15 protein-coding genes are annotated in these 23,391 nt (G+C 60.1%); 7 read left to right on the top strand and 8 right to left on the bottom strand.

All coding sequences use genetic code 11. The annotated features are described in order from the left end of the window. Positions 1–131 precede the first annotated feature (131 nt). Positions 132–2,648 (top strand): dermonecrotic toxin domain-containing protein, encoded by a 2,517-nt coding sequence (locus AO065_RS14915; RefSeq protein WP_004884360.1) that lies wholly within the window; start codon positions 132–134, stop codon positions 2,646–2,648. A 34-nt stretch (positions 2,649–2,682) separates the two neighbouring features. On the opposite strand, the gene AO065_RS14910 is transcribed toward AO065_RS14915, so the two are convergent. Beyond that, positions 2,683–4,485 (bottom strand): acyl-CoA dehydrogenase, encoded by a 1,803-nt coding sequence (locus tag AO065_RS14910; RefSeq protein ID WP_004884359.1) that lies wholly within the window; start codon positions 4,483–4,485, stop codon positions 2,683–2,685. Between the two features lie 351 nt (positions 4,486–4,836). Next, positions 4,837–5,439 carry a flavodoxin family protein gene (locus tag AO065_RS14905; RefSeq protein WP_004884358.1) on the bottom strand — a complete coding sequence of 201 codons (603 nt, stop codon included), beginning with the start codon at positions 5,437–5,439 and terminating at the stop codon, positions 4,837–4,839. Between the two features lie 186 nt (positions 5,440–5,625). Here AO065_RS14905 and AO065_RS14900 point away from each other — a divergent pair, with 186 nt between their 5' ends. Continuing rightward, the gene (locus tag AO065_RS14900) at positions 5,626–6,534 is read left to right on the top strand and encodes a LysR family transcriptional regulator (protein WP_004884357.1); all 909 of its coding nucleotides are present in this window, start codon (positions 5,626–5,628) and stop codon (positions 6,532–6,534) included. A 48-nt stretch (positions 6,535–6,582) separates the two neighbouring features. On the opposite strand, the gene putA is transcribed toward AO065_RS14900, so the two are convergent. After that, positions 6,583–10,536 carry a trifunctional transcriptional regulator/proline dehydrogenase/L-glutamate gamma-semialdehyde dehydrogenase gene (gene putA / locus AO065_RS14895; protein ID WP_004884356.1) on the bottom strand — a complete coding sequence of 1,318 codons (3,954 nt, stop codon included), beginning with the start codon at positions 10,534–10,536 and terminating at the stop codon, positions 6,583–6,585. Between the two features lie 448 nt (positions 10,537–10,984). Between putA and putP the strand changes: the two genes are divergently transcribed. Then, positions 10,985–12,472 (top strand): sodium/proline symporter PutP, encoded by a 1,488-nt coding sequence (putP, locus tag AO065_RS14890; protein WP_004884355.1) that lies wholly within the window; start codon positions 10,985–10,987, stop codon positions 12,470–12,472. Between the two features lie 83 nt (positions 12,473–12,555). On the opposite strand, the gene AO065_RS14885 is transcribed toward putP, so the two are convergent. Beyond that, complete coding sequence (locus tag AO065_RS14885) at positions 12,556–13,227, bottom strand: polysaccharide lyase family 7 protein (RefSeq protein WP_004884354.1); 672 nt, start codon at positions 13,225–13,227, stop codon at positions 12,556–12,558. Positions 13,228–13,544: 317 nt separating this feature from the next. Between AO065_RS14885 and AO065_RS14880 the strand changes: the two genes are divergently transcribed. Genes AO065_RS14880 through AO065_RS14870 form a run of 3 tightly spaced genes read left to right on the top strand, consistent with a single transcriptional unit; the run spans position 13,545 to position 16,557 of the window. After that, the gene (locus AO065_RS14880) at positions 13,545–15,674 is read left to right on the top strand and encodes a two-component system response regulator (RefSeq protein ID WP_004884353.1); all 2,130 of its coding nucleotides are present in this window, start codon (positions 13,545–13,547) and stop codon (positions 15,672–15,674) included. 41 nt (positions 15,675–15,715) lie between these two features. Continuing rightward, complete coding sequence (locus tag AO065_RS14875; RefSeq protein WP_004884352.1) at positions 15,716–16,237, top strand: YgjP-like metallopeptidase domain-containing protein; 522 nt, start codon at positions 15,716–15,718, stop codon at positions 16,235–16,237. Positions 16,238–16,260: 23 nt separating this feature from the next. Beyond that, positions 16,261–16,557, top strand: a complete 297-nt coding sequence (locus AO065_RS14870) for a winged helix-turn-helix domain-containing protein (protein WP_004884351.1) — start codon at positions 16,261–16,263, stop codon at positions 16,555–16,557. A 210-nt stretch (positions 16,558–16,767) separates the two neighbouring features. Here the strand turns inward: AO065_RS14870 and AO065_RS14865 are convergent, their stop codons facing one another. Next, positions 16,768–17,226, bottom strand: a complete 459-nt coding sequence (locus tag AO065_RS14865; protein ID WP_004884350.1) for a GNAT family N-acetyltransferase — start codon at positions 17,224–17,226, stop codon at positions 16,768–16,770. 291 nt (positions 17,227–17,517) lie between these two features. On the opposite strand from AO065_RS14865, the gene AO065_RS14860 reads away from it, so the two are divergent. Further along, entirely contained in the window at positions 17,518–18,273 is a 756-nt protein-coding gene (locus tag AO065_RS14860; RefSeq protein ID WP_004884349.1) for a substrate-binding periplasmic protein, read from the top strand. Here AO065_RS14860 and yccS read toward each other — a convergent pair. The 3 genes from yccS to dbpA all read right to left on the bottom strand — a co-directional run bounded on the left by yccS (position 18,236) and on the right by dbpA (position 23,182). Next, the gene (gene yccS, locus AO065_RS14855; protein WP_004884348.1) at positions 18,236–20,434 is read right to left on the bottom strand and encodes a YccS family putative transporter; all 2,199 of its coding nucleotides are present in this window, start codon (positions 20,432–20,434) and stop codon (positions 18,236–18,238) included. The two genes, AO065_RS14860 and yccS, sit on opposite strands and share 38 nt — an antisense overlap. 114 nt (positions 20,435–20,548) lie before the next feature. Next, positions 20,549–21,727, bottom strand: coding sequence for a BaiN/RdsA family NAD(P)/FAD-dependent oxidoreductase (locus AO065_RS14850; RefSeq protein WP_029244254.1), 1,179 nt, complete (start codon positions 21,725–21,727; stop codon positions 20,549–20,551). A 117-nt stretch (positions 21,728–21,844) separates the two neighbouring features. Beyond that, the gene (gene dbpA, locus AO065_RS14845; RefSeq protein WP_232915170.1) at positions 21,845–23,182 is read right to left on the bottom strand and encodes an ATP-dependent RNA helicase DbpA; all 1,338 of its coding nucleotides are present in this window, start codon (positions 23,180–23,182) and stop codon (positions 21,845–21,847) included. Positions 23,183–23,391 lie beyond the last annotated feature (209 nt).

Below are 23,391 nucleotides of genomic sequence, written 5' to 3'. Positions count from 1 at the left end.
TGTTTTGTTCCATCACCCGATGTCGGCTGTGCCACGAAGGTCATGAACTCATAAATGAAATAGTTACCGCAGGTCGCGCCTGCCGATTGCTTAACGTGCATGGCTTTCATCCAGAGCAAGGACAGGAAGTCATGCACGAAACATCCCCTCAGGCGCTGTCGCCTGCCGCCTCCGCGTGGACGGACAAGCAGTTTCGGGATCGCGCCGCAACACTGATGAGCGCTTACCCGGATATCTCTACCCTGGCGTATCAGGCCGCACGCAGGATTCTCCTCAAGCACGCCGGCAAATCACTCGACCCCGACAAGGTGTATTGGCACCGATTCACGAATGCCGACAACAGCGGCCTGACGTTCACGGGGTGGGAACATGTCGGGCCGCCATCCGAATCGATGACCCTGATTGACCTGGTGATGCATCGCTTCGATGCCGCCGATAACGTTTCAGCCGATCAGTTGAATACCTACAGCGGCTTCTATCAGGCGGGTGCCGGTGAGCGCTTTTACAGTGAGCGAAACGAAGTCCCCTTGCTGCCCAGCGAGGTCTTGAAAGACTTCTGGGCGCAGGATTTCGCCGCCGACTGCAAGCGCAAGGCCGATACGTTCTGGCGTGATCATGGTCAGGATTTCTGTACCTTCGCCAGGATAAGCCTGTTGTCTTCGGCAGGTCTTGCGGTCAGCAGGAAGCAGTTGCAGACCGATGAGTTCGAAACCGTGCTCATGGCTGTCAACGGCAGTCGCGACACCGTTGATGCATGGGCGACGGTCCAGCAGGACAAGCCATTCACTCCAGGCGTATCCCTGCGGGTGTTCGAGCTTGCCGGTCATGCATCGAGGGACATGCTGCTGATCAGCAACGCCGATGGACGGCAGATTCTCTACACGGCTGGCGCTGAACCGGCGTTCCAGCGGTTTGCCACTGAACAGGCGCTTTATCAGTGGCTGCAAACGCAGATCGCCCAACCTGCCGACAGGGCAGCTCTGGTGTCGCACTTCGTTCGTGAAGAACAGCAGCAGACCGCGCTGGGTGCAAGGCTTGCCAAGCTTGTCGTGAAACCGTGGTCAGTTGATCAAAAAGTGATCGGACGCCACGTCCCGGCGAGCTCCGGGCCTGTGTTCGAGCATCTGCGTGACGTGGCGCGCAAGGAGATGAACGAGGATATTCACCATCAATTGACCAGCAGCGCCAGCTTGCGCAAGCAGATGTGGATCGGCTACCTGAGTGCATTCATTCGGCTTGCGGGCGGTGTGTCGTCGCTGGCGTGGCCGATCGCGTTGAGTCTGGTGGGCGCCGGTATCGCGAGCGTCGGTCTGAATATCGATCAGGCCGTCAACGGGCGCACCGCGCAGTTGCGCAAATCCGGCGTGCATGGCGCGATCATCAACTCGGTGTACCTGCTGTTCAATCTGCCACTGTTGGCGAGCATCGGCCGTACCGCCGAGCTTGCGCCAGTACCGCAGGATCCAGCGGCTGCGCTGGCCGGTCTTGAAGGCAATGAAGTGCTGGAAGACGTGCCGGTGGCAATGGAGGGGCATGCCCAGGGTGTTCATGTTCTGGGAAATGGCCAGACCTGGATCACTCTGGAAGGGTTTCCTTATCGGGTGCGGTATCTGGACGACTTCAAGACCTGGGCCATCGTCGATCCGGAAAATCCCTACGCCTTCAATGGCGCTCGTCCGGTGCGGCGCAATGAGCTGGGCGAATGGGAGTTGATCCGTAAACCTGTGCTGCGGGGCGGCAATCCACCCGTGGAAGGTTCCAAGCCCTACACCACGGCCTCGTCACCCTTCTGGGATGCTCACATGCAGTTCAATCTGGCAGAAGAGCAGCGCCTTTCGCGCATCGGCAATGAGCGTCAAAGGGATCTGATGGACATCTATGAGATGGATTCCGAAGAGGAAGTGGTTTCCGACTCCGAGGGCGAGGACGTCGTATTCGACGCATGGCGTGACAAGCACCGGGTCTTCAAGACGGCGGACGACGATTACTACGGCGGGGCGATCACCCGGTATACCGAGGACGATGACGCCTACAACCAGTTCCTGCGCACCGGCGTGCCTGACGGTACAAGTCAGGTCGAGGAGCTGGAGAAACTGGTAGAGGACATTGGCGAGATCGAGCACAACAACGATGTGCCGCTGTATCGCGGCGGCAGTGGCGAACGCGGCACGTCAGGCGAGGCTTTTCGAAAGGGAACACTCAAGGTCGGCGACGTGCTGGTCAATACCGACCTCACCTCGTTCAGTGAAAACCCTTACATCGCACGCGTCTTCGCCAGCAGCCAAGGCGGCGTGGTATCCACGCTGCACGAGGGCGAAATCACCTTCGATGACACGTCTGTAGTTTTTGAACTGCCTGCCAAGGAGTACCTGACCGCAACACCGATCAGCCCGTTCTCCAATAGCCCCAGCGAAGTCGAATCCCTGTTCCTGCCGGGCAATTATTTCGAGATAAGCCGCGTCGAAGAAGTCGCAGGCGCCAACTACCGTTTCATGAACGTGCAACTCAGGCAGGTGCCGGTGGAACAGGTCACAGGCCCTGCCTACGACCTGCGCACCGGAGAGCTTTTCAGTCGCGAAGCCTACGCCGCGAAGCTGGGTGAGGATGCGAAAGTACTGGTGGACACCTTCTTTCCGCCACAGGGATAAGGTTCGTCGTGATGCGCATCCGTGTGACGCCGAATCAGAACCACTCGTTCTGCATCGACAGGCACACGTCATCGCGGGCTTGCAGGATCGCCAGTTCGTGATGACAGGCCGGTACTTCCCAGGTCAGAAAGTACCGTGCCGCCTGTAACTTACCTTTGTAGAAATCAACGTCGGCTGCGTTGCCTCTGCTCAGTCCTTCTTCGGCACGAATGGCCTGTTCCAGCCAGCGCCAGCCAATCACGGTGTGCCCGAACGCCTTGAGGTACAGCGCCGAGTTGGCCAGCGCGACGTTGACCTTGCCTTGTGCCAGATCGGTCAGCAGGCCGACGGTGACGCTTTGCAGTGCAGTTACCAGTTGCTCCAGCGGCTGGCGCAGATGATCGAGCTGACTGTGGGTGCTGGCGCGTTGTGCCGTATCGGCAATCAGCCTGACCAGTTGCTTCAGACCGGCACCGCCGTTCTGCGCCAGCTTGCGGCCCAGCAGGTCCAGCGACTGAATGCCGTGGGTGCCTTCATGGATCGGGTTCAGGCGGTTGTCCCGGTAATGCTGCTCGACCGGGTATTCGCGGGTATAACCGTGGCCGCCGAGAATCTGGATTGCCAGCTCGTTGGCCTTGAGGCAGAACTCCGACGGCCAGGATTTGACGATGGGTGTCAGCAGATCAAGCAGCTCGTGGGCTTGCTGGCGGATCTGCTCGGTCTCGCCGGTCTGTGCGTCGTCGAACAGGCGGGCGGCGTACAGGCCCAGGTCGAACGCGCCTTCCACGTAGGCTTTCTGGGTCAGCAACATGCGACGTACATCGGTGTGCTGGATGATCGACACGGGTGCGCTGTCCGGGCTTTTGTTATCCGGCAGACGACCTTGCGGCCGTTCGCGGGCGTAATCTAGCGAGTACAGATAGCCTGCGTAACCGAGCATGACCGCGCCCATGCCGACGCCGATGCGCGCTTCGTTCATCATCTGGAACATGTAGCTCAGGCCGTGATGCGGCTTGCCGACCAGATAGCCGACGCACTCATTGTTATCGCCGAAGTTGAGCGCAGTGGAGGTCGTGCCTTTCCAGCCCATCTTGTGAAACAGCCCGGCCAGCAGCACATCGTTGCGCTTGCCGAGGCTGCCGTCGTCGTTGACCAGAAACTTGGGCACGATGAACAGCGAGATGCCTTTGACCCCGCCCGGGGCATCCGGCAGCTTGGCCAGGACCATGTGCACGATGTTTTCCGACAGGTTGTGATCGCCACCAGAAATGAAAATCTTGTTGCCGCGCAGCCGATAGGAACCGTCTGCGGCGGGTTCGGCGCGGGTGCGGATGTCGGACAGGGAAGAGCCTGCGTGAGGCTCGGTCAGCGCCATGGTGCCGAAGAAACGGCCCTCGATCATCGGTTGCAGGAAACGCTGCTTCTGCTCGTCGCTGCCAAAGCTTTCGATCAGATTAGCCGCGCCCATGGTCAGGAACGGGTAGGCCGTGGTCCCGGCGTTGGCGGCCTGGAAGTGAGCGAAACAGGCTTGCGACAGCAATGTCGGCAACTGCATCCCGCCCGCCTCGAAATCGCGTGCAGCATTCAGAAAACCCGCTTCCAGAAAGGCATCCACCGCAGGCTTGACCTCCGGGATCAGCACCGCGGCACCATTCTCGTAGCGCGGCTCGTTTTCGTCAGCCTTGCGGTTGTGCGGTGCGAAGAACTTCTCGGCAATGGTCCGCGCCGTGCCAATCGCTGCATCAAACGTCTCGCGAGAATGCTCGGCAAAGCGCTCGCGGCGGATCAGGGCTTCGGCATCCAGCACTTCATACAACTCGAAAGCCAGATTACGGGAACTGAGCAGCGACTCGGACATGGCAACGCACCTTGACTGGATGTCGCTCCAGTCTAGGCGGCTGAACGGAGAGGGGGTAGCAAGATTGATGCGGGTGATGAAGGTCAGTGAGCAGTGGGTATCGTGGCGATGCCCACGTGATCAACAGTACGGATTACGCAGCAGGCGCTGGCTCGGCGCAGGCTCTGTGGGAGGGGGCTTGCCCGCGATGCGCCAGTTCAGACGTCACATCGGCGACTGACATGACGCCATCGCCGGCAAGCCGCCTCCCACGGTCCGGTGTTCGCTGCGCGACAGCGCTACGTCGAAGACGTGGTGGGGCCTCCCACAGTCAGTCGTTGACTGCGTGATAGCGCACGCCCTGGCAATCAATCAGAAGTTGAACGAGGCGGCCTGCTCGTCAGCGAAGAGTAACCGGCCTGCTATTTCAGCAACTCGGGCTCCGTAGAGGCGTGCGGTTTCCAGATCGCCCGGAGACATTTCTTCAGGCGTCGCGTCGGCGGGCGTCTGCGCCATAGGGCCGATGAACGAGCCCATGCGGTTGAGATCATCACGCTGCGACGCTTTGGTGTTGGCCGACTTCATCCCCACGCCTACCCAGATGCCGCGATGCTGTGCGGCGAGCAAGGTGAAATACTGCAGCGTCGAGAGCTTGTCGCCGTTGATGCTCGCACTGTTGGTGAATCCGCCGAAGACCTTGTCTTTCCACATGTCCTCGAACCAGGGTTTGGATGAAGCATCCGCAAACTTCTTGAACTGCCAGCTCGGTCCTCCCATGTAGGTGGGCGAGCCGAGAATGATGCAGTGCGCCTCCTTGATCTGCGCCCATGCCTGCTCGGGTAATTCACCTTCGGCGTCAATCGGCAGCAGGCTCGCTTTCGCGCCTTGCGCTACGGCCTCGGCCATACGTTTGGTGTGGCCGTAGCCGGAGTGGTAGATGACAACGCCTTTCAAGCCAGAAGAAACAACGCTCATGGTAAAACCCTCATTGCTGGATAGACTCACTGGTTCTGGTTGCGCTGCGACAGGGGGGCTTCACGATGGGGTCGCAGAGCCGGGTGGCTCGGACTGAAGGCCGTCACCAGGGTTGCGACTATGGGCGGTTACATATTTGCTATAAAGTATGCCAATCGGAACTCACCGTTATCTTTTGGGATAACAATGCACGACCTTGAATCGTTGGCAATTTTTGTCCGTATCGCCGAGATGGCCAGCTTCACCCAGGCTGCGCAGAGCCTCGGTATCCAGAAAGGGCGAGCGTCCAACGTGGTACGTCGCCTTGAAATATCAATGGGGACGAGGCTGCTTCACCGCTCGACCCGCGCCGTGCAGTTGACTGAGGACGGGCGTGCGTTTTACGTGCGTGCACAGGCGCTGCTCGCCGATGCCGAAGCGTTGGGTTCGATGTTCGCGGGAAGTGAAGCGCCGCTACGTGGCCGTTTACGCGTTGACTTGCCTACAGAACTCGCCCGCACGACGCTCATGCAGGCGCTGCCTTCTTTCATGTCTCGCCATCCTGAAGTCCAGCTGGAAATATCGAGCACCGACCGGCGTATCGATCTGGTGCTGGAAGGGATGGACTGTGCGGTGCGTGTGGGGGACATCGTCGACGAGACACTGGTTGCTCGGCGGCTGGGTGTCTTGCGCATGGTCAATGTGGCAAGCCCTGCCTATCTGCAACGCCATGGCGTGCCTCACACGCTGGACGACCTGATTACGCAGGGCCATCGCATGATTCATTACACGCCAACGCTGGGCAGTCGGCCTTTCGGCTGGGAATACCCCAAGGATGATGGTTACGCCACGATGGAGCTTGCCGGCGCGCTCAGCGTCAACAGTGTGCAGACCTATCATGCGGCGGGTTTGGCGGGGATCGGGCTTATACAGGCGGGGTTATCCAGCCTCAGCGATCATCTGGCCAAGGGTGAGTTGATCGAGGTGCTTGCTGATCTGCGTCCAGAGCCATTGCCGGTCTCGGTGGTGGTCGCTCATCGGCAGAATATGTCCCGCAGGGTGCGAGGCTTTGTGGAGTGGCTGGAGGAGGTGCTGGAGCCTTATCTGGATCACTGAATGGAACAGGGGCATGCTCGATAAACCGAGACATGCCCCTGTGTCTGATCAGCCGATCGTCATCAAGCTCGCATTACCCCCCGCCGCTGCGGTGTTGACGCTCAACGCCCGTTCGATCACCAGACGTTCCAGCGGGATGTTGGTCTCGCCGTGGGACAGGCCGTTGACGCCGACGATGGCACCGCTGCGTTGGGCGATCTGCTGGCAGATGGCGCGCAACTGGTCCGAGTCGCCGTGGTGCAGGACCGCGTCGATAATCACTTCGTCCTTGGTCCAGTCAGGCACCAGCTTGATGCGCGCCTGAACCTCTTTCGGCAGACGGGCGCGCAGCGGTTTGCTGACTTCGGTTTCCGGCCAGACGGCCGAGCTGCCCACCGCCAGCACTGCGGCCAGTTGGGTCAACAGATCGGTTTCATCATCCGCCAGGCACAGCACGTGCTCGCGCGGCAGGATCGCGTAGCTGTTGCGCTCGCCGGTCGGGCCGGCCAGTTGACGCGTGATACCGCTCTGCGACTGCTCGGCGTACTGGCTGCACAACACATCCAGTGCAGCATGCTGATGGCTGGTCGCCCAGCTTTTCAGTGCCTGCAACGGCTTGCTCATCGCTTCGCGCAGACGCAGATCAGGGGCCGACAGCGCGTCGCCGCGCACGAACGATTTCTCGATGGCGTCCTGAGGACGGGTCGACAGCAGGCGGTACAGGTACAGCGGACCACCGGCTTTCGGACCGGTCCCGGACAGGCCTTCGCCGCCGAACGGCTGAACGCCTACCACGGCACCGACGATGTTGCGGTTCACATACACGTTACCGGCATGGACATTGTCGATCACCTTGGCGATGGTCTCGTCGATGCGGGTGTGTACGCCCAGCGTCAGGCCATACCCGGAAGCGTTGATCTGGCCGATCAACTGGTCCAGTTCCTTGCGCTTGTAGCGCACCACGTGCAGCACGGGACCGAAGATTTCGCGTTGCAGTTCGTCGAAGCTTTCCAGCTCGATCAACGTCGGCATCACATAGGTGCCGCGCTTGAGTTCGGCGCTGTCGGCAATGGCCACCTGATACACGGTGCGGCCCTTGTCGCGCATGGCCTGGATGTGTTTCTCGATGCCGGACTTGGCCTCGGCGTCGATCACCGGACCGATGTCCACAGACAGACGCTCAGGGTTGCCCAGACGGCTTTCGGCCATCGCACCCTTGAGCATTTCGATGACGCGGTCGGCGGAATCTTCCTGCAGGCACAGCACGCGCAATGCCGAGCAGCGTTGACCGGCGCTGTCGAAGGCCGAGGAGACGACGTCGATCACCACCTGTTCGGTCAGCGCCGAAGAGTCGACGATCATCGCGTTCTGGCCGCCGGTCTCTGCGATCAGCGGAACCGGACGGCCCTGCGAGTCCAAGCGACCAGCCACGTTGCGTTGCAGCAGACGGGCGACTTCGGTGGAGCCGGTGAACATCACGCCTTTGACGCGCTCGTCACCCACCAGTCCGGCACCGACGGTTTCGCCGCGACCCGGCAGCAGTTGCACCACGCCTTCAGGAATACCGGCTTCCAGCAGCAGGCGCACGGCCTGCGCGGCGATCAGTGGCGTCTGCTCGGCAGGCTTGGCCAGTACAGGGTTGCCTGCGGCCAGTGCAGCAGCCACCTGACCGCTGAAAATCGCCAGCGGGAAGTTCCACGGGCTGATGCAGACCACAGGCCCCAGCGGGCGGTGGGCGTCATTGGTGAAATCATTGCGTGCCTGCACGGCGTAATACCGCAGGAAGTCCACGGCTTCGCGTACTTCGGCAATGGCGTTGGCGAAGGTCTTGCCGGCTTCGCGGACCAGCAGGCCCATCAGCGGCTGGATCTCGCCTTCCATCAGGTCGGCGGCACGCTCCAGAATGGCGGCGCGTTCGGCGGGCGGCGTGGCCTGCCAGATCGGACCGGCGCTCAGGGCGCACTGGATGGCGTTGTCGACATCCTGAACGGTGGCTTCCTGAACATGGCCCACCACGTCACGCAGATCGGACGGATTCAGTGCCGCGTTGGCGACGCCTTCGCTGGCCGGACAGCCGAGCATCGGCGCGGCTTTCCAGTCATTGTGTGCCGTGGCCAGCAAGGCCGAAGACAGTGACGCCAGACGGTGTTCGTTGGCCATGTCGATGCCGCTGGAGTTGGCGCGTTCGCTGCCGTACAGGTCGCGTGGCAACGGGATGCGCGGGTGCGGCAGACCGAAACCGCCTTCCTGCGTCGCCATGCGTTCGATCTGGTTGACCGGATCGGCCACCAGTTCCTGAATGGAAATGGTGTGGTCGGCAATACGGTTGACGAATGACGTGTTGGCGCCGTTTTCCAGCAGGCGACGCACCAGATAAGCCAGCAGCGTTTCATGGGTGCCGACCGGTGCGTACACACGGCACGGACGGTTCAGCTTGCCATCGGCGACCTTGCCTACAACCTGCTCGTACAGCGGCTCGCCCATGCCATGCAGGCATTGGAACTCGTACTGGCCGGGGTAGTAGTTCTGACCGGCAATCTGGTAGATGGCCGCCAGGGTGTGCGCGTTATGTGTGGCGAACTGCGGGTAGATGACTTCCGGTGCCGCCAACAGCTTGCGGGCGCAGGCGATGTAGGACACATCGGTGTACACCTTGCGGGTGTAGACCGGATAGCCTTCCAGTCCTTCGACCTGGGCGCGCTTGATCTCGCTGTCCCAATAAGCGCCTTTCACCAGACGAATCATCAGGCGATGGCGGCTGCGTCGGGCCAGATCAATGACGTAGTCGATCACGTACGGGCAGCGTTTCTGGTACGCCTGAATCACGAAACCGATGCCGTTCCAGCCGGTCAGCTGCGGCTCGAAGCACAGGCGTTCGAGCAGGTCCAGCGACAGCTCCAGACGATCGGCTTCTTCAGCGTCGATGTTCAGGCCGATGTCGTATTGCTTGGCCAGCAGCGTTAGCGACAGCAGGCGAGGGTACAGCTCTTCCATCACGCGCTCGTATTGGGCGCGGCTGTAGCGAGGGTGCAGCGCCGACAGCTTGATGGAGATGCCCGGGCCTTCATAGATGCCGCGTCCGTGGGAGGCCTTGCCGATGGAGTGGATAGCCTGCTCGTAGGACGCCAGATACTTCTGCGCGTCGTGTTCGGTCAGCGCGGCTTCACCCAGCATGTCATAGGAATAGCGGAAGCCCTTGGCTTCGAAGCGGCTGGCGTTGGCCAGGGCTTCCCCGATGGTTTCGCCGGTGACGAACTGCTCGCCCATCAGGCGCATCGCCATGTCCACGCCCTTGCGGATCATGGGTTCGCCGCTCTTGCCGATGATGCGGCTCAACGATGACGTCAGGCCTGCCTCGTTGTGCGTGGCGACCAGCTTGCCGGTCAACAACAGGCCCCAGGTGGCGGCATTGACGAACAACGACGGGCTGTTGCCCAAGTGTGGCTGCCAGTTGCCGTTGCTGATCTTGTCGCGAATCAGCGCATCGCGGGTGCCCTTGTCCGGAATGCGCAGCAGCGCTTCGGCCAGGCACATCAGCGCGACGCCTTCCTGCGACGACAACGAGAATTCCTGCAGCAGACCTTGAACGATACCGGCACGGCCGCCAGCGCTCTTCTGGTTGCGCAGCTTTTCGGCGATGGAGGCGGCGAGCTTGTTGGCGGCTTCGGCCATTGGCACCGGCAGGCGCGCCTGCTCCAGGAGCATCGGCACGACTTCAGGCTCTGGGCGACGATAAGCGGATGTGATGGCGGCGCGCAGAACGGACTGTGGCTGGATGCTTTCGGCAAAATCCAGGAAGCATTGCAGCCCGGCGTCGTCGGCCAGCTCGCCACGGTCATCGCTGTCCTTGCTCGCCGAACCATTGAGTTCCAGCAGGGTTGCACCACTCTCCAGCTTTTCCAGGTAATTGAAGATCGCCTGCTTGATCAACCAGTGCGGGGTCCGGTCGATGGAGTGGGCGGCTGCTTTCAATCGCTCGCGGGTCGGGTCGTCCAGCTTGACGCCCAGAGTGGTGGTGGCCATGTATTGTCCTCATTGTAGCCACTATGAACGTGGCATCGGCTTTGGCGCAGATTAGCCTCGCACTGGTATGAGGTGCAACCGGGTGCAACCTTTTTTTCAGAATATTTCACGCCGGTGTTACAGGTTTATGATCAAAAACAGCGAGTTGCTCTTTCGCGGGGCAGATTTATTTGATCAACGCCGGTTTGCCGCCCCAAAATAGGGCGCTGAAGCTTGAAAAACAGGTTTTCGAGAACAGGTGCAACTTGCCTGTTGAAAGTGGTTGCACCTTATTCAAGTTGTTTAATAGGATTCGTTCCCACGGTGCAACCGTAGTCATTGAGTGTTCATTTCCATGAAATGGACAGTCAGCGCGGTGTCGGGTGCAAGGGCATGGGTGGGCTGAGTTTCAGTTGTCATCCCCTTGGTCATCAGGTGCCAACATAAAAACAATGCCAAGGCAGAACTCATGAGTGTCAGCAACCCTACCTTGATCACGTTTGTGATCTACATCGCGGCAATGGTCCTGATCGGCCTCATGGCCTATCGCTCCACCAACAACCTCTCCGATTACATCCTTGGCGGACGTAGCCTGGGCAGTGTGGTCACCGCCTTGTCGGCCGGTGCTTCGGACATGAGCGGCTGGCTGCTGATGGGCCTGCCGGGCGCCATCTACATGTCGGGCCTGTCGGAAAGCTGGATCGCCATTGGCCTGATCGTCGGTGCCTACCTGAACTGGCTGTTCGTGGCCGGTCGTCTGCGTGTGCAGACCGAGCACAACGGTGATGCCCTGACCCTGCCGGACTATTTCAGCAGCCGTTTCGAAGACAACAGCGGCGTGCTGCGCATCATCTCGGCTGTCGTGATTCTGGTGTTCTTCACCATCTACTGCGCCTCTGGCATCGTCGCTGGCGCACGACTGTTCGAAAGCACCTTTGGCATGTCCTACGAAACCGCCCTGTGGGCCGGTGCGGCCGCGACCATCGCCTACACCTTCGTCGGCGGTTTCCTGGCCGTGAGCTGGACCGATACCGTGCAGGCTACGCTGATGATCTTCGCGCTGATCCTGACGCCGATCATTGTGCTGTTGGCGACTGGCGGCGTGGATACCACTTTCCTGGCCATCGAAGCGAAGGATCCGAGCAGCTTCGACATGTTCAAGAACACCACCTTTATCGGCATCATCTCGTTGCTGGCCTGGGGCCTGGGTTACTTCGGCCAGCCGCACATCCTGGCGCGCTTCATGGCGGCAGACTCGGTCAAGTCGATTGCCAAGGCTCGCCGTATCTCGATGGCGTGGATGATCCTCTGCCTGGGCGGTACCGTGGCGGTCGGTTTCTTCGGCATCGCGTACTTCTCCGCGAACCCGGATGTTGCAGGTCCTGTCACTGAAAACCCTGAGCGGGTGTTCATTGAGCTGGCCAAACTGCTGTTCAATCCGTGGGTTGCAGGCGTGTTGCTGTCGGCAATTCTTGCGGCGGTCATGAGCACGCTGAGCTGCCAGTTGCTGGTGTGCTCCAGTGCGTTGACCGAAGACTTCTATAAAGCGTATCTGCGCAAAGGCGCTTCGCAGCTGGAACTGGTCTGGGTCGGCCGTGGCATGGTGCTGTTGATTGCGATCATCGCCATTCTGCTGGCCGCCAACCCGGAAAACCGTGTGCTGGGTCTGGTGAGCTATGCGTGGGCGGGCTTTGGTGCAGCGTTCGGTCCGGTGGTGCTGATTTCGGTTCTGTGGAAAGGCATGACCCGCAACGGCGCGCTGGCCGGTGTGATCGTCGGTGCCGCCACCGTGGTGCTCTGGAAGCAGTTCAGCACCATGGGTCTTTACGAAATCGTTCCTGGCTTCATCTTCGCCAGTATCGCCATCGTGTTGTTCAGCCTGATCGGCAAAGGTGCTTCGGAGTCGATGCAGGCGCGTTTCCTGGCAGCCGAGAAGGACTTCCAGGCTAACCGCTGATCCGCAACGTTTCAGCGTTCATAAAAAAACGGCCCGTGCTCTGGTGAGTGCGGGCCGTTTTCGTTTAGAGAGTCGCGTGTCGCTCAGGTCTTGTTGTGGTCGATATCCAGGTTATAGAACGTGGCCTTGCCGCCTTCGCTGCTGTAACCGGTGTGGTCCTGGGTGTAGACGCCCGCCTTGAAATAAAGAGGCTTGTCTCGCCAGCTTGAGCTGATTTGCGTGTCCCAGTTCACGTCCCGAGCGCTGACGCTCAGCTGGCCGCCGGGGCTCAGGTGAATGATGTATTTGAATTTCTCGTTGAGCGGCACACCTTCGGCAATCTTGTAGACCTTGCTCTTGTCGTCGTCGAAGCGTTTGCGCACCTTGACCACGATATCTCCCGCCTTGTCCTGCTCCTTATATTGGTACTCGACCTTGAGCATCGGTTCGGTACTTTCGTAGGCGTGTATCTGGCCGATGACGATCTTGCCGGAAGAGGGCACCTGATCCACTTCCAGCGTGGCATTCAGAAAATTATCCGCGTCTCCATACATCCAGTTACGCAAGGTGCCGTCAGGCCAGGTTTCACGAAGTTCGCTGCGTGCGTATTTGGCGTTTTCGGTTTTGGCACCCGTAACAGGCGCCCAGAAGAAAATCGACTTGGAAGTGGATTCGAAGTACTTGCCGTCGTAACCCTTTACCAATTGTGAGGTCTCAATGGTCTTGGGTGGAGAGCCTATCGGAATACTGAGTTGCCACGTCGCAAGATCTATCATTTTGGTCCATCCGAATTTATCTGTTTGCCAGCAAGGGAGGCCTCTGGCCAGAGGGTTGCAGCGTGGCTTTATACGGCTTGTAGGACAATTTGTTAACGCAAAATTGCCGGTCGAATGACGTCAAAGTGCTGTCACTTTTCCTGCAGGGCAGTGTGGGTAAGGCCTACAGGAAATGACCGTTAGTCGGGTAATTGTATGTTTGATGATGGCAAACAGCTGGCTAGCTTCTGCTTTTTCCAAGACGCGGCTAGAGTTGATTTCATATGTATGACGGTCTTCCTGAGCTTCAGGCGTCGTACCACAGATAGAGAAGCAGCATGGATCGCGCGCAATTCGGGCCAGCCGATGGCTCCTCAGTGTTACTGGTTGTAGATGACTATCCGGAAAATCTGGTAACGATGTGCGCTGTCCTGCAAAGGACAGACTGGCATATCGTCACGGCCAGCTCGGGTATCGAGGCCCTCACCATTCTGCTGGAGCAGGAGGTGGATCTGGTGTTACTGGATGTGCAGATGCCAGACATGGACGGCTTTGAAGTGGCCCGTCTCATGCGTGGCAGTCAGCGTACCCGTCTTACGCCCATCATCTTTCTCACCGCCAACGAGCAGAGCAAGGACGCGGTACAGAAGGGTTACGCCAGCGGCGCGACGGACTATCTGTTCAAACCCTTCGATCCGAACATCCTCAAGCCCAAGGTTCAGACCCTGCTGGAACAGCAGCGCAATCGTCGTGCATTGCAGGCGTTGTCGCAGGAGCTGGAATCGGCGCGAGCATTCAATGCCTCGGTGCTGGCCAATGTGGCCGAAGGCATTCTGGTCGTGGATGAACAGGGCGTGATCAGCTTCGCCAATCCGGCCATCTGTTCGCTGCTCAACGCCACCGTCGAGCAACTGTGTGGCACGCGAGTGCTGGATTACATCCAGGAGCCGCAGGTTGCAGGCTGGCTGGACTCGGGTTTCTACAAGCACTATCGAAGGGCCGACACCTATCGCGTGCACGATGCCGTTTTGAGAACGACCGAGGGGCGCCAGTTGCCGGTCGCGTTGTCCTGTGCGGCGTTGCCTGCCGAGCAGAAAGCCATGGTCCTGACCGTTCTCGACATGTCGGTGGTGCGTGATCTGTATCAGCAGCTGGAAAAGCAGGCGGTCACCGATGCCCTGACCGGGCTGCTCAATCGGCGCGGTTTCTATCAGGCTGTCGAAGGCATGCTCGGGCGCAACGATCAGGTCGGCAAATGCCTCGTGGTCCTGTACATGGACCTCGATGGCTTCAAGCAGATCAATGACGCGCTGGGCCACGATGCGGGCGACGAGATTCTGCTCTGGGTGGCCGAGCAACTGAAAGAAAGCATGCGCCCCTACGATGTTCTGGCGCGTATCGGTGGTGACGAGTTCACGGTGGTGATCGACGGGCTCGACTACCCCGAGCAGGCAGCAAAGATTGCGGAAAAACTGATCGAGCGCGTCTCGGGTCGTCGGCACATCGACGGCGTGGAGATCAGCATGGGTGCCAGCGTGGGTATCGCCACGTATCCCGACTGCGGCGCCAACCTCGACGGATTGCTGCGCGCTGCGGATATCGCCATGTACGAGGCCAAGCGGGCAGGGCGTCAGCAGTACCGATTCTATGACCACAACATGAACGGCCGTGCCCGTTCGCGATTGATGCTGGAAGAAAGCGTGCGCACGGCCATCGACGGCAAGGATTTCTCGGTCGTTTACCAGCCTCAGATTCATGTGGCGGACGGCAGATTGCGTGGCTTCGAGGCGCTGTTGCGCTGGCAGCACCCTGCGGTGGGGGACGTACCGCCAGCTTTGTTCATCCCGTTGCTGGAAGAAACCCGGCTGATCAACAAGCTGGGCAGCTGGATCTTCGATCAGGGGGCCGAGCAGCGGCAGGCCTGGGCTGGCGTATTTGCTTCCGATGTGGTGCTGAGCGTCTGTGTCAGCCCCACGCAGTTCTGCATGCCCAATCTGGTGTCGGAGCTCAAGCGTGCCATGGACCGCTTCGGCCTCAAGCCGGGACAGCTGGAGGTGGAAATCACCGAAAGCTCGCTGGTGCACAACCTCTCTCACAGCCACAAACAATTGGCGGAGTTGCATGACATCGGAGTACGCATCGCGCTCGACGATTTCGGCGTCGGCGAGTGCTCGCTGTCGCATTTGCGCAACCTGCAACTGGACACCCTGAAGCTCGACCGGCATTTCGTGGCCAACATTCTGGGCTCGCCGCGAGAGGCTGCGATGGCGCGCAGCATCATTGACCTGTCCCGCAACCTCGACATGCTGATCATCGCAGAGGGCGTCGAGACACAGGAGCAGTATCAGTGGCTGGCCGACAGCGGCTGTCAGGTCGTACAAGGGTTTTTCATCGCCCATCCGATGCTGGCGGACGAAGCACTGCACTTCCCGGCACAGTTTGAAGTGCCAGGCTTGAAACGCGGCTGAGTGCGGTAGACTGGCGGCTTTCAAGCCTGTGCCCCGACGTCATGACCAGCCACGCTCCACTCAAATACCTGCAGGCCTACCCTCAGGCGCTGCAGGATCAGGTGCATCAACTGATTGCGCAGGGTCGGCTTGCCGACTACCTGCAGCAACGTTACCCGGCGCGTCATCAGGTGCAGAGCGACAAGGCCCTGTACGCCTACGCGCTGGCGTTGAAGCAGGATCATCTACGCAATGCGCCCAGTATCGACAAGGTGCTATTCGATAATCGTCTTGACCTGACCCACCGAGCGCTTGGCTTGCATACTAAAATTTCAAGAGTGCAGGGCGGCAAGCTCAAGGCCAAGAACGAGATTCGCGTGGCGTCGCTGTTCAAGGAAGCGCCACCTGAATTTCTGCAAATGATCGTGGTGCATGAGCTGGCGCACTTTCGTGAGTCGGATCACAACAAGGCGTTCTACAAGTTGTGTGAACACATGCTGCCCGGTTACCACCAACTGGAATTCGATTTGCGCGTCTACCTGACGTACCGCGACCTGCAATCCGCCTCTGGATCGATCACCTGAACAACGCATTGAAGGATACGACGATGGAGGTCAGCAAGACCAAAAGCAGTTTCTACCGCCGCCTGTACGTGGCGTACCTGATCGATTGCCAGCTCGCCAGCAGCGTCCCGGAACTGGAGAAAGTCACCGGCATGCCGCGCCGCACCGCCCAGGACACCATCGCCGCTTTGGCCGATCTGGACATTCAGTGCGCGTTCGAACAACAGGACGGTGCCCGCAACCTTACCGGGCGATACCGCATCATCGACTGGGGCGCCATCGACCGCGACTGGATCACCCATCACCTGACCACGATCAAGGCGGTGTTGGGGTATCCGTAAAGAGGCGTGCGTTTGCGCTCCGGTTGGCTTGATCTGATGATCGTTCCCACGCTCCAGCGTAGTAACGCCGCCCAGGACGCTCCGCGTCCGCTCTCGATGCGACGCGGAGCGTCACGGGATGCATGCCCACGCGGAGCGATGGGCACGATCAGTGTTCGGTGTAACGATGGGCTCCGCGTCCAATTCTGAAATGACACAGACCAGCTGCCCTCACTCCAGATCCCGACGCATGCCGATGTGCGGGATGTCGTCTTCCAGATAGACCTCGCCCACCGGGTTGAAGCCATAACGGCTGTAGTAGCCCTGCAGGTGCGCCTGCGCCGACAGGTAGATGGGCTGGTCGGGCCATTTGCGCTCGGCGTGTTCCAGTGCCTGGACCATCAGTTCGTGGCCGATGCCTTTGCTGCGAATCGAGGGTGCCGTGACCACGCGGCCGATGGTCACGTCGCCGCCCTGCTGGATAGGGTCGAGCAAGCGCAGGTACGCGACCAGTTGGTCTTCCTGCCATGCCATCAGGTGGCAGGTGTCACCTGTCAGGTCCTGTCCGTCGACGTCCAGGTACACACATTGCTGTTCCACCACGAACACCTCGGCGCGCAGTTTCAGCACGGCGTAAAGCTGTTGGACGTTCAGCTCGGTGTGGTGTTTGCAGATCCATTTGATAGACATGTTGCCGACTCGCAGAGAAACCAGAAGCGAAGTCTAAACGCATCTGGCGTCATTCCCAATAAACGCTGACACTGGGATGAATATCGTCCCGGGAAGCATCGCAACAGCGACCAGCCTCATCGCCTGCAATCAGGCCTGTGAGGCGCCGCGACGAAGTAGGCTCTGCTGCACGCTTTTGACTTGTTTATTGGCTGTTTTGGGTCTTCACTCAGGCTCAGCGTCATCCTTATGGAGGGTGGCCTCGCCGTTGTCAGGTGTTGACCCGGCAAGCGTCCTTTCAGGAATCCAGGCATGCCGTATCTGCTTCGAGCGTTGGGGTTGCTGGTGGTGTTGGCGATGGTATCTGCCAATGCCGCTGAAAGGCTGCGTCTTGTTGCCGACCCGTGGCCACCTTTCACCGACGCCCTGCTGCAAAATGGCGGGCTTGCGACCGACATTGTCAGCACCGCACTCAAGCGTGCCGGTTACACGGTAGAGTATCAGCAGGTGCCTTGGGCAAGAGCCCTGCTGGGGCTGAGCGAGGGGCGTCAGGATGTGCTGGTGAATGCCTGGTTCAGCGAGGACAGGAATCTGATCGGGCAGTTTTCCCAGCCTTATCTGGTCAACCGCATACGCCTGCTCAAGCGCAAGGACTCGCCCATCGCGCCGCAGACTCATCAGCAACTGCATGCCTACCTGATCGCCATCGTGCGCGGCTATGCCTACTCGCCTGAATTCGACAACGACTCGCTTCTGCAAAAGATACCGGTGCAGAGTTTCTCCATGGCGATTCGCATGCTGGCGGCCGAGCGCGTGGACCTTGCGATCGAGGACGAATACGTGGCCCGCTACAACCTGTCGCTGGAAGCAGAGGACGTACGTGAACGGGTAGAATTTCTGCCCGGCTCAGTGAGCGAGAACGGCCTGCATATTCTGGTCAGCCTGAAGCATCCGAAGCATGCCGAAATCGTCGCGGACTTCGACCGGGAAATTGCCGCCATGAAAGCTGACGGCAGTTACGACGAGCTGTTCAGACGGCATGGTCTGGGACAGCCTGCGGCGCTTTGATCAAATGAGCCGCCAGGGTTCGTAGTGGGGCGAGCTGGCGACAGATCAACCCGAGCTGGGTCTGCACCAGTCGCTGGCTTTCATCCATCTCTTCCGGGATTTGCTCAAGCTGCGCGGCCAGTGCCTCTTCTTCATCGCTCTGCACGGCGACGCTTTGTTTCTCGGCCAGACCACGGGCAATTTCGTCGATGCTGGCGGCGAGTCTGGCGCCTGCGCCGTCGATCAAGTGCTCGTGAACATCGCTGGGCAGCTGTGTATCCCGGTGTGCACCCAGACCCGACAAATAGCTCAGCAAAGTGTGCGACAGCACCAGAAAACGGAAACCGACGTCGGCTTCCTTGCGGAAGTGTCCGGGCTCCATGAGCATGTTGGCCAGCGTCGTCGACAGCGCTGCATCGGCGTTGTGGGCGTTGCGTCGCGCCAGTCGATACGCCAGATCGTCGCTCTTGCCCTTGGCGTACTGTTGCATGATCTGACGCAGGTAGGTGCTGTTGCAGGTCAGGGTATTGGCCAGCACCTTATTCAGGCGCCGTCCCTGCCAGTCCGGCAGGAACAGGAACACGGCAAGACCCGCGATCAGGCTGCCCAGCAGCGTATCGAACAACCGTGGCAGGAACAGCCCGTAGCCGTCGCCCACCTGGTTGAAACAGAACAGCACCATGACCGTGATCGCGGCCGTCGACAGCGTGTAGCGCGTGGTCCGGTTGACGAAGAACACCACACCGGCCAGCACTGCGCACATCGATTGCAGAATCGGGCTGGTGACCAGATCGAACAACACCCAGCCGACGGTCAGGCCGATGGCCGTGCCGATGATCCGCTGCCCGAGCTTGCGCCGGGTCGCGCCGTAGCTCGGCTGGCAGACGAAGACCGTGGTCAGAATGATCCAGTAGCCCTGCGAAGGGTGAATCAGATGCACCATCGCGTAGCCGATCGTCAGGGCCAGCGGCAGGCGCAGCGCGTGTCGAAACAGCAGCGAGGTCGGGGTCATCTGCAGGCGCAGGCGCGTCCAGACATCCTTGAGGTTGCGCGGCGAGCGGTCCAGCAGACTGCTGTCAGTCGCATCGGCCAAGGCGTCCGGGTTGCTGGCATCGCTGATCAACCGGTCCAGAGTGGTGAGGTTGGCGGCCAGGGCGCGCAGCGAGCGCAACAGCCCACGCCAGGCCGGGTTGCTCTGGATGCGCAGGTGTTCCAGCGAGGCATGCAGGTCTTCCATGGCCTCGGCAAAATTGGGGTCGTAGACGAATGGCTGACGCAACTGGATGGATTCCGACAACGCCTGGCACGCACTGCCTTGCTGGCGCAGCAGACGCTGGCAGCGGAACAGCACGTCGCTGTGGAAAAACGCGTCGGTCAGCGAGTTGTAGGGGTAGTGTGACGAACTGGCGCGCTCGTGGATGTCTTGAGCGATGAAATACAGCTTCAGGTAGCGACTGACTTTCGAGCCCGGCCGACCGCTGCCGACCCGGTGCAGAATGATTTCCTTGGTCGCGTTCAGTGCAGCGACCACCTTGCCGTTCTGCTGAGCCAGTTCAAGACGCCGGGCTTCCACGTTCAGGGTGCGGATGGGCTCGAACAGCGTCGACTTGAGCTTCAGGTATTGCCCCAGCTCGCGAAAGAGGCGGGCAAGTGCCTGCTGCACGGGCTGGTTGGAAAACAGCATCTGCCACACCACCGACAGCAGGCCGTACCACGCGGCACCGGCGACCAGCAGCATCGGTTCATGCCAGAAATCCAGTACCTCACCGCCGCGCTGATCCACGCCGATCATGGTGTAGACCGACAGAATCAGTGTGCCGTAGGCAATCGCGCCGTAGCGTTCGCCCAGCGCGCCGAGCATGGTCAGGCAGAAGCTGGCCAGCGCCAGCGAGCAGACGAACAGCCAGGGGTAGGGGAACAGTAATTCGACGGCGAGGGCGGCAATACTGAAACACACCAGCGTCACGGCCAACGCATTGAGGCGGCCTTGCCAGCTGTCGTCGGTCTCGGCCAGGGCGCTGGCGATAATCCCCAGGAACAGCGGGATCAGCAACGCCATCTCGTTCTGATACCAGCACAGCGCCATGCTGCCGGTCAGGGCAATGAAGACTCGAACGCTATAACTGAATTTATCCAGCGCCCACAAACGGCGGAACGTATGACGAAGCGATTTCGATGCCATGAATTAGCTGAAGGCCTTGTGCTCAATTAATCGATCCTGCAGGAGGATATGTACAGACCAAACGGCTGGCTGTACATCCGACTCGCAAAATTTATACCGGCATTCAGTGTTGCGTCACACGTATTGCGCTGCGGCGTAGGCCGATGCCCACGCCCATTGGAAATTGAAGCCGCCCAGGTGGCCGCTGACGTCCAGCACTTCGCCGACAAAATACAGACCGGGCGATTTCAGCGACTCCATGGTCTTGGAAGACACTTCACGTGTGTCGATCCCACCCAGCGTGACCTCGGCGGTGCGGTAACCTTCGGTGCCCGCCGGAATGACCTGCCAGCTCGCCAGTTTCTCGGCGATGTCGGCAAGCTCGGCGTGGGTGTACTGCTTCATCGGTTTGGAGACGAACCAGTGCTCGGCGATCAGGTTGGCCATCTTCTTGGTGAAGATCTCGCCCAGCAGCGTCTTCAGCTCACTGTTGGGGCGTTCGGCCTGTTGCTGCGCCAGCCAGGCTGGCACGTCATGATCGGGCAGCAGGTTGATTTCCACGGTGTCGCCAGGCAACCAGAACGAGGAAATCTGCAAAATCGCCGGGCCGCTGAGGCCACGGTGAGTGAACAGAATGTTCTCGCGGAAGCTGGTGTCGTTGCAGCTCACCAGACAATCCACCGAGGTGCCCGACAACTCGGTACACAGCGTTTTGAGCTGATCGGTGATGGTGAACGGCACGAGGCCTGCGCGCGTCGGCAGCAGCGTGTGGCCGAATTGCTTGCCGACCTGATAGCCGAAGCCGGTCGCACCCAGTGTCGGAATCGACAGTCCGCCGGTGGCGATCACCAGTGATTGGCAATCCAGCGTGCCGAGCGTCGTTTGCAGGCGGTAGCCTGAGTCGGTCTTTTCGATCTGCTGCACCGAGGTGTCCATGTGCAGGCTGGCACCGGCCTGTCGGCATTCCTCCAGCAGCATTTCCAGAATGTCGCTGGACTTGTTGTCGCAGAACAGCTGGCCGAGCTTTTTCTCGTGATAGGGCACGCCGTGTCTGGCGACCATCTCGATGAAATCCCACTGGGTATAGCGTGCCAGCGCCGACTTGCAGAAGTGCGCATTCTGCGAGAGGAAGTTGGCAGGCTCGGTGTACATGTTAGTGAAGTTGCAGCGCCCGCCACCGGACATGAGGATCTTCTTGCCGGGTTTGTTGGCGTGATCGATCAGCATCACCTTGCGCCCGCGACTGGCAGCGGTAAACGCACACATCAAACCTGCGGCGCCAGCGCCAATGATTACAACGTCAGTAACGGGCACAGCATGGTCCTCGGGAATCGCCTGCATGGACGCTGCGCGTCCGCTTCTTGAAATGACGCTGAGCGCCACGGGCTGCGTGCCCACGCTTGCCGTGGGCACGATCATCGTCGGTAAAGGTTACAGAATCCGCACGCGCAGCGACTTGCCTTTGATCTTGCCGTTGTTCAAGCGCTCCAGCGCCTGTTTGGCCATGCTGCGCTCGACCGCCACATAGGCCTGGAAATCGAAGATCGCGATCTTGCCGACCTGAGTGCCCGGAATGCCGGCTTCGCCTGTCAGCGCGCCCAGGATGTCGCCGGGACGCAGTTTGTCCTTGCGACCCGAGCCGATGCAGAGCGTGGTCATGGCGGGCAGCAGCTTGCCGCCTTCCTTGATGCTCAACTGGTCGTATTGCTGCCAGTTCAACGGCGCTTTCTGCAGCTCTTCGATGGCACGGGCGCGCTGGCTTTCCGACGGCGCCACGAGGCTGACCGCGATGCCTTTCTCGCCTGCACGACCGGTCCGGCCGACGCGGTGGATATGGATTTCCGAATCGCGTGCCAGTTCGACGTTGATCACCATGTCCAGTGCATCGATGTCCAGACCGCGTGCCGCCACGTCAGTCGCGACCAGCACCGAGGTGCTGCGGTTGGCGAACATTGCCAGCACCTGATCACGGTCGCGCTGCTCCAGATCGCCGTGCAGGCCGACGGCGGACATGCCCTTGGCGGTCAGATGGTCGACGACTTCCTGAACCTGCTGCTTGGTGAAGCAGAACGCGACGCAGGAGGTCGGGCGGAAGTGACCCAGCACTTTGACCACCGCTTCCAGACGCTGCTCGGGGGAGATTTCGTAGAAAATCTGCTCGATCTGGCTGTCAGCGTGCAGCGCCTCGACCTTCACAGTCTGCGGATCGCGCATGAACTTCGACGACAGCTGCTTGATGCCGACCGGGTAAGTGGCCGAGAACAGCAGGGTCTGGCGACGCTGCGGGGTCTGCTCGATGATGTCGGCGATGGCGTCGTAGAAACCCATGTCCAGCATGCGGTCGGCTTCATCGAGGATCAGCGTGTTCAGGCCGTCCAGCACCAGCGAGCCTTTGCGCAAGTGCTGCTGAATACGGCCCGGCGTGCCGACGATGATGTGCGCGCCGTGCTCCAGCGAGCCGATCTGCGGGCCGAACGACACGCCGCCACACAGGGTCAGCACCTTGATGTTGTCTTCCGAACGCGCCAGACGACGGATTTCCTTGGCCACCTGATCGGCCAGCTCACGGGTCGGGCACATGACCAGCGCCTGACAGCCGAAGAAGCGAGGATTGATCGGGTTCAGCAGACCGATGCCGAAGGCGGCGGTCTTGCCGCTGCCGGTCTTGGCCTGAGCGATCAGGTCCATGCCCTTGAGGATCACCGGCAGGCTCTGCGCCTGAATCGGTGTCATTTCGGCATAACCAAGCGACTCCAGGTTAGCCAGCATGGCAGCGGACAGAGGCAGAGTATTGAAAGCGGTGTTTGTCACGACGATGGACCTGCAAAACAAAAATGTCGCGCAGTGTATCAGGTCCGGGGGACGGCTCAGATGGCGATGTCGATAAATGGCTTATCGGCGTGCTGTTCAGTGCCCGGTGATGATCGTTCCCACGAGCTCATCGTTATACCCAAGTCCGCAAGACGCGCAAAACGGGC

This window comes from Pseudomonas viridiflava, from assembly GCF_001642795.1.
Taxonomy (GTDB): domain Bacteria; phylum Pseudomonadota; class Gammaproteobacteria; order Pseudomonadales; family Pseudomonadaceae; genus Aquipseudomonas; species Aquipseudomonas viridiflava.
Note: the sequence above shows the minus strand (reverse complement) of the source record. Positions and strands in the feature narration are given on the sequence as shown.

What these genes read in the sequence shown, in the direction of transcription:
- AO065_RS14875 (WP_004884352.1), top strand. Translation starts at nt 15,716, where the DNA reads ATGACCAGCCACGCTCCACTCAAATACCTGCAGGCCTACCCTCAGGCG.
- AO065_RS14900 (WP_004884357.1), top strand. Translation starts at nt 5,626, where the DNA reads ATGCACGACCTTGAATCGTTGGCAATTTTTGTCCGTATCGCCGAGATG.
- AO065_RS14905 (WP_004884358.1), bottom strand. Translation starts at nt 5,439, where the DNA reads ATGAGCGTTGTTTCTTCTGGCTTGAAAGGCGTTGTCATCTACCACTCC.
- yccS (WP_004884348.1), bottom strand. Translation starts at nt 20,434, where the DNA reads ATGGCATCGAAATCGCTTCGTCATACGTTCCGCCGTTTGTGGGCGCTG.
- dbpA (WP_232915170.1), bottom strand. Translation starts at nt 23,182, where the DNA reads ATGCTGGCTAACCTGGAGTCGCTTGGTTATGCCGAAATGACACCGATT.
- AO065_RS14885 (WP_004884354.1), bottom strand. Translation starts at nt 13,227, where the DNA reads ATGATAGATCTTGCGACGTGGCAACTCAGTATTCCGATAGGCTCTCCA.
- AO065_RS14915 (WP_004884360.1), top strand. Translation starts at nt 132, where the DNA reads ATGCACGAAACATCCCCTCAGGCGCTGTCGCCTGCCGCCTCCGCGTGG.
- putP (WP_004884355.1), top strand. Translation starts at nt 10,985, where the DNA reads ATGAGTGTCAGCAACCCTACCTTGATCACGTTTGTGATCTACATCGCG.
- AO065_RS14910 (WP_004884359.1), bottom strand. Translation starts at nt 4,485, where the DNA reads ATGTCCGAGTCGCTGCTCAGTTCCCGTAATCTGGCTTTCGAGTTGTAT.
- putA (WP_004884356.1), bottom strand. Translation starts at nt 10,536, where the DNA reads ATGGCCACCACCACTCTGGGCGTCAAGCTGGACGACCCGACCCGCGAG.
- AO065_RS14870 (WP_004884351.1), top strand. Translation starts at nt 16,261, where the DNA reads ATGGAGGTCAGCAAGACCAAAAGCAGTTTCTACCGCCGCCTGTACGTG.
- AO065_RS14860 (WP_004884349.1), top strand. Translation starts at nt 17,518, where the DNA reads ATGCCGTATCTGCTTCGAGCGTTGGGGTTGCTGGTGGTGTTGGCGATG.
- AO065_RS14880 (WP_004884353.1), top strand. Translation starts at nt 13,545, where the DNA reads ATGGATCGCGCGCAATTCGGGCCAGCCGATGGCTCCTCAGTGTTACTG.
- AO065_RS14865 (WP_004884350.1), bottom strand. Translation starts at nt 17,226, where the DNA reads ATGTCTATCAAATGGATCTGCAAACACCACACCGAGCTGAACGTCCAA.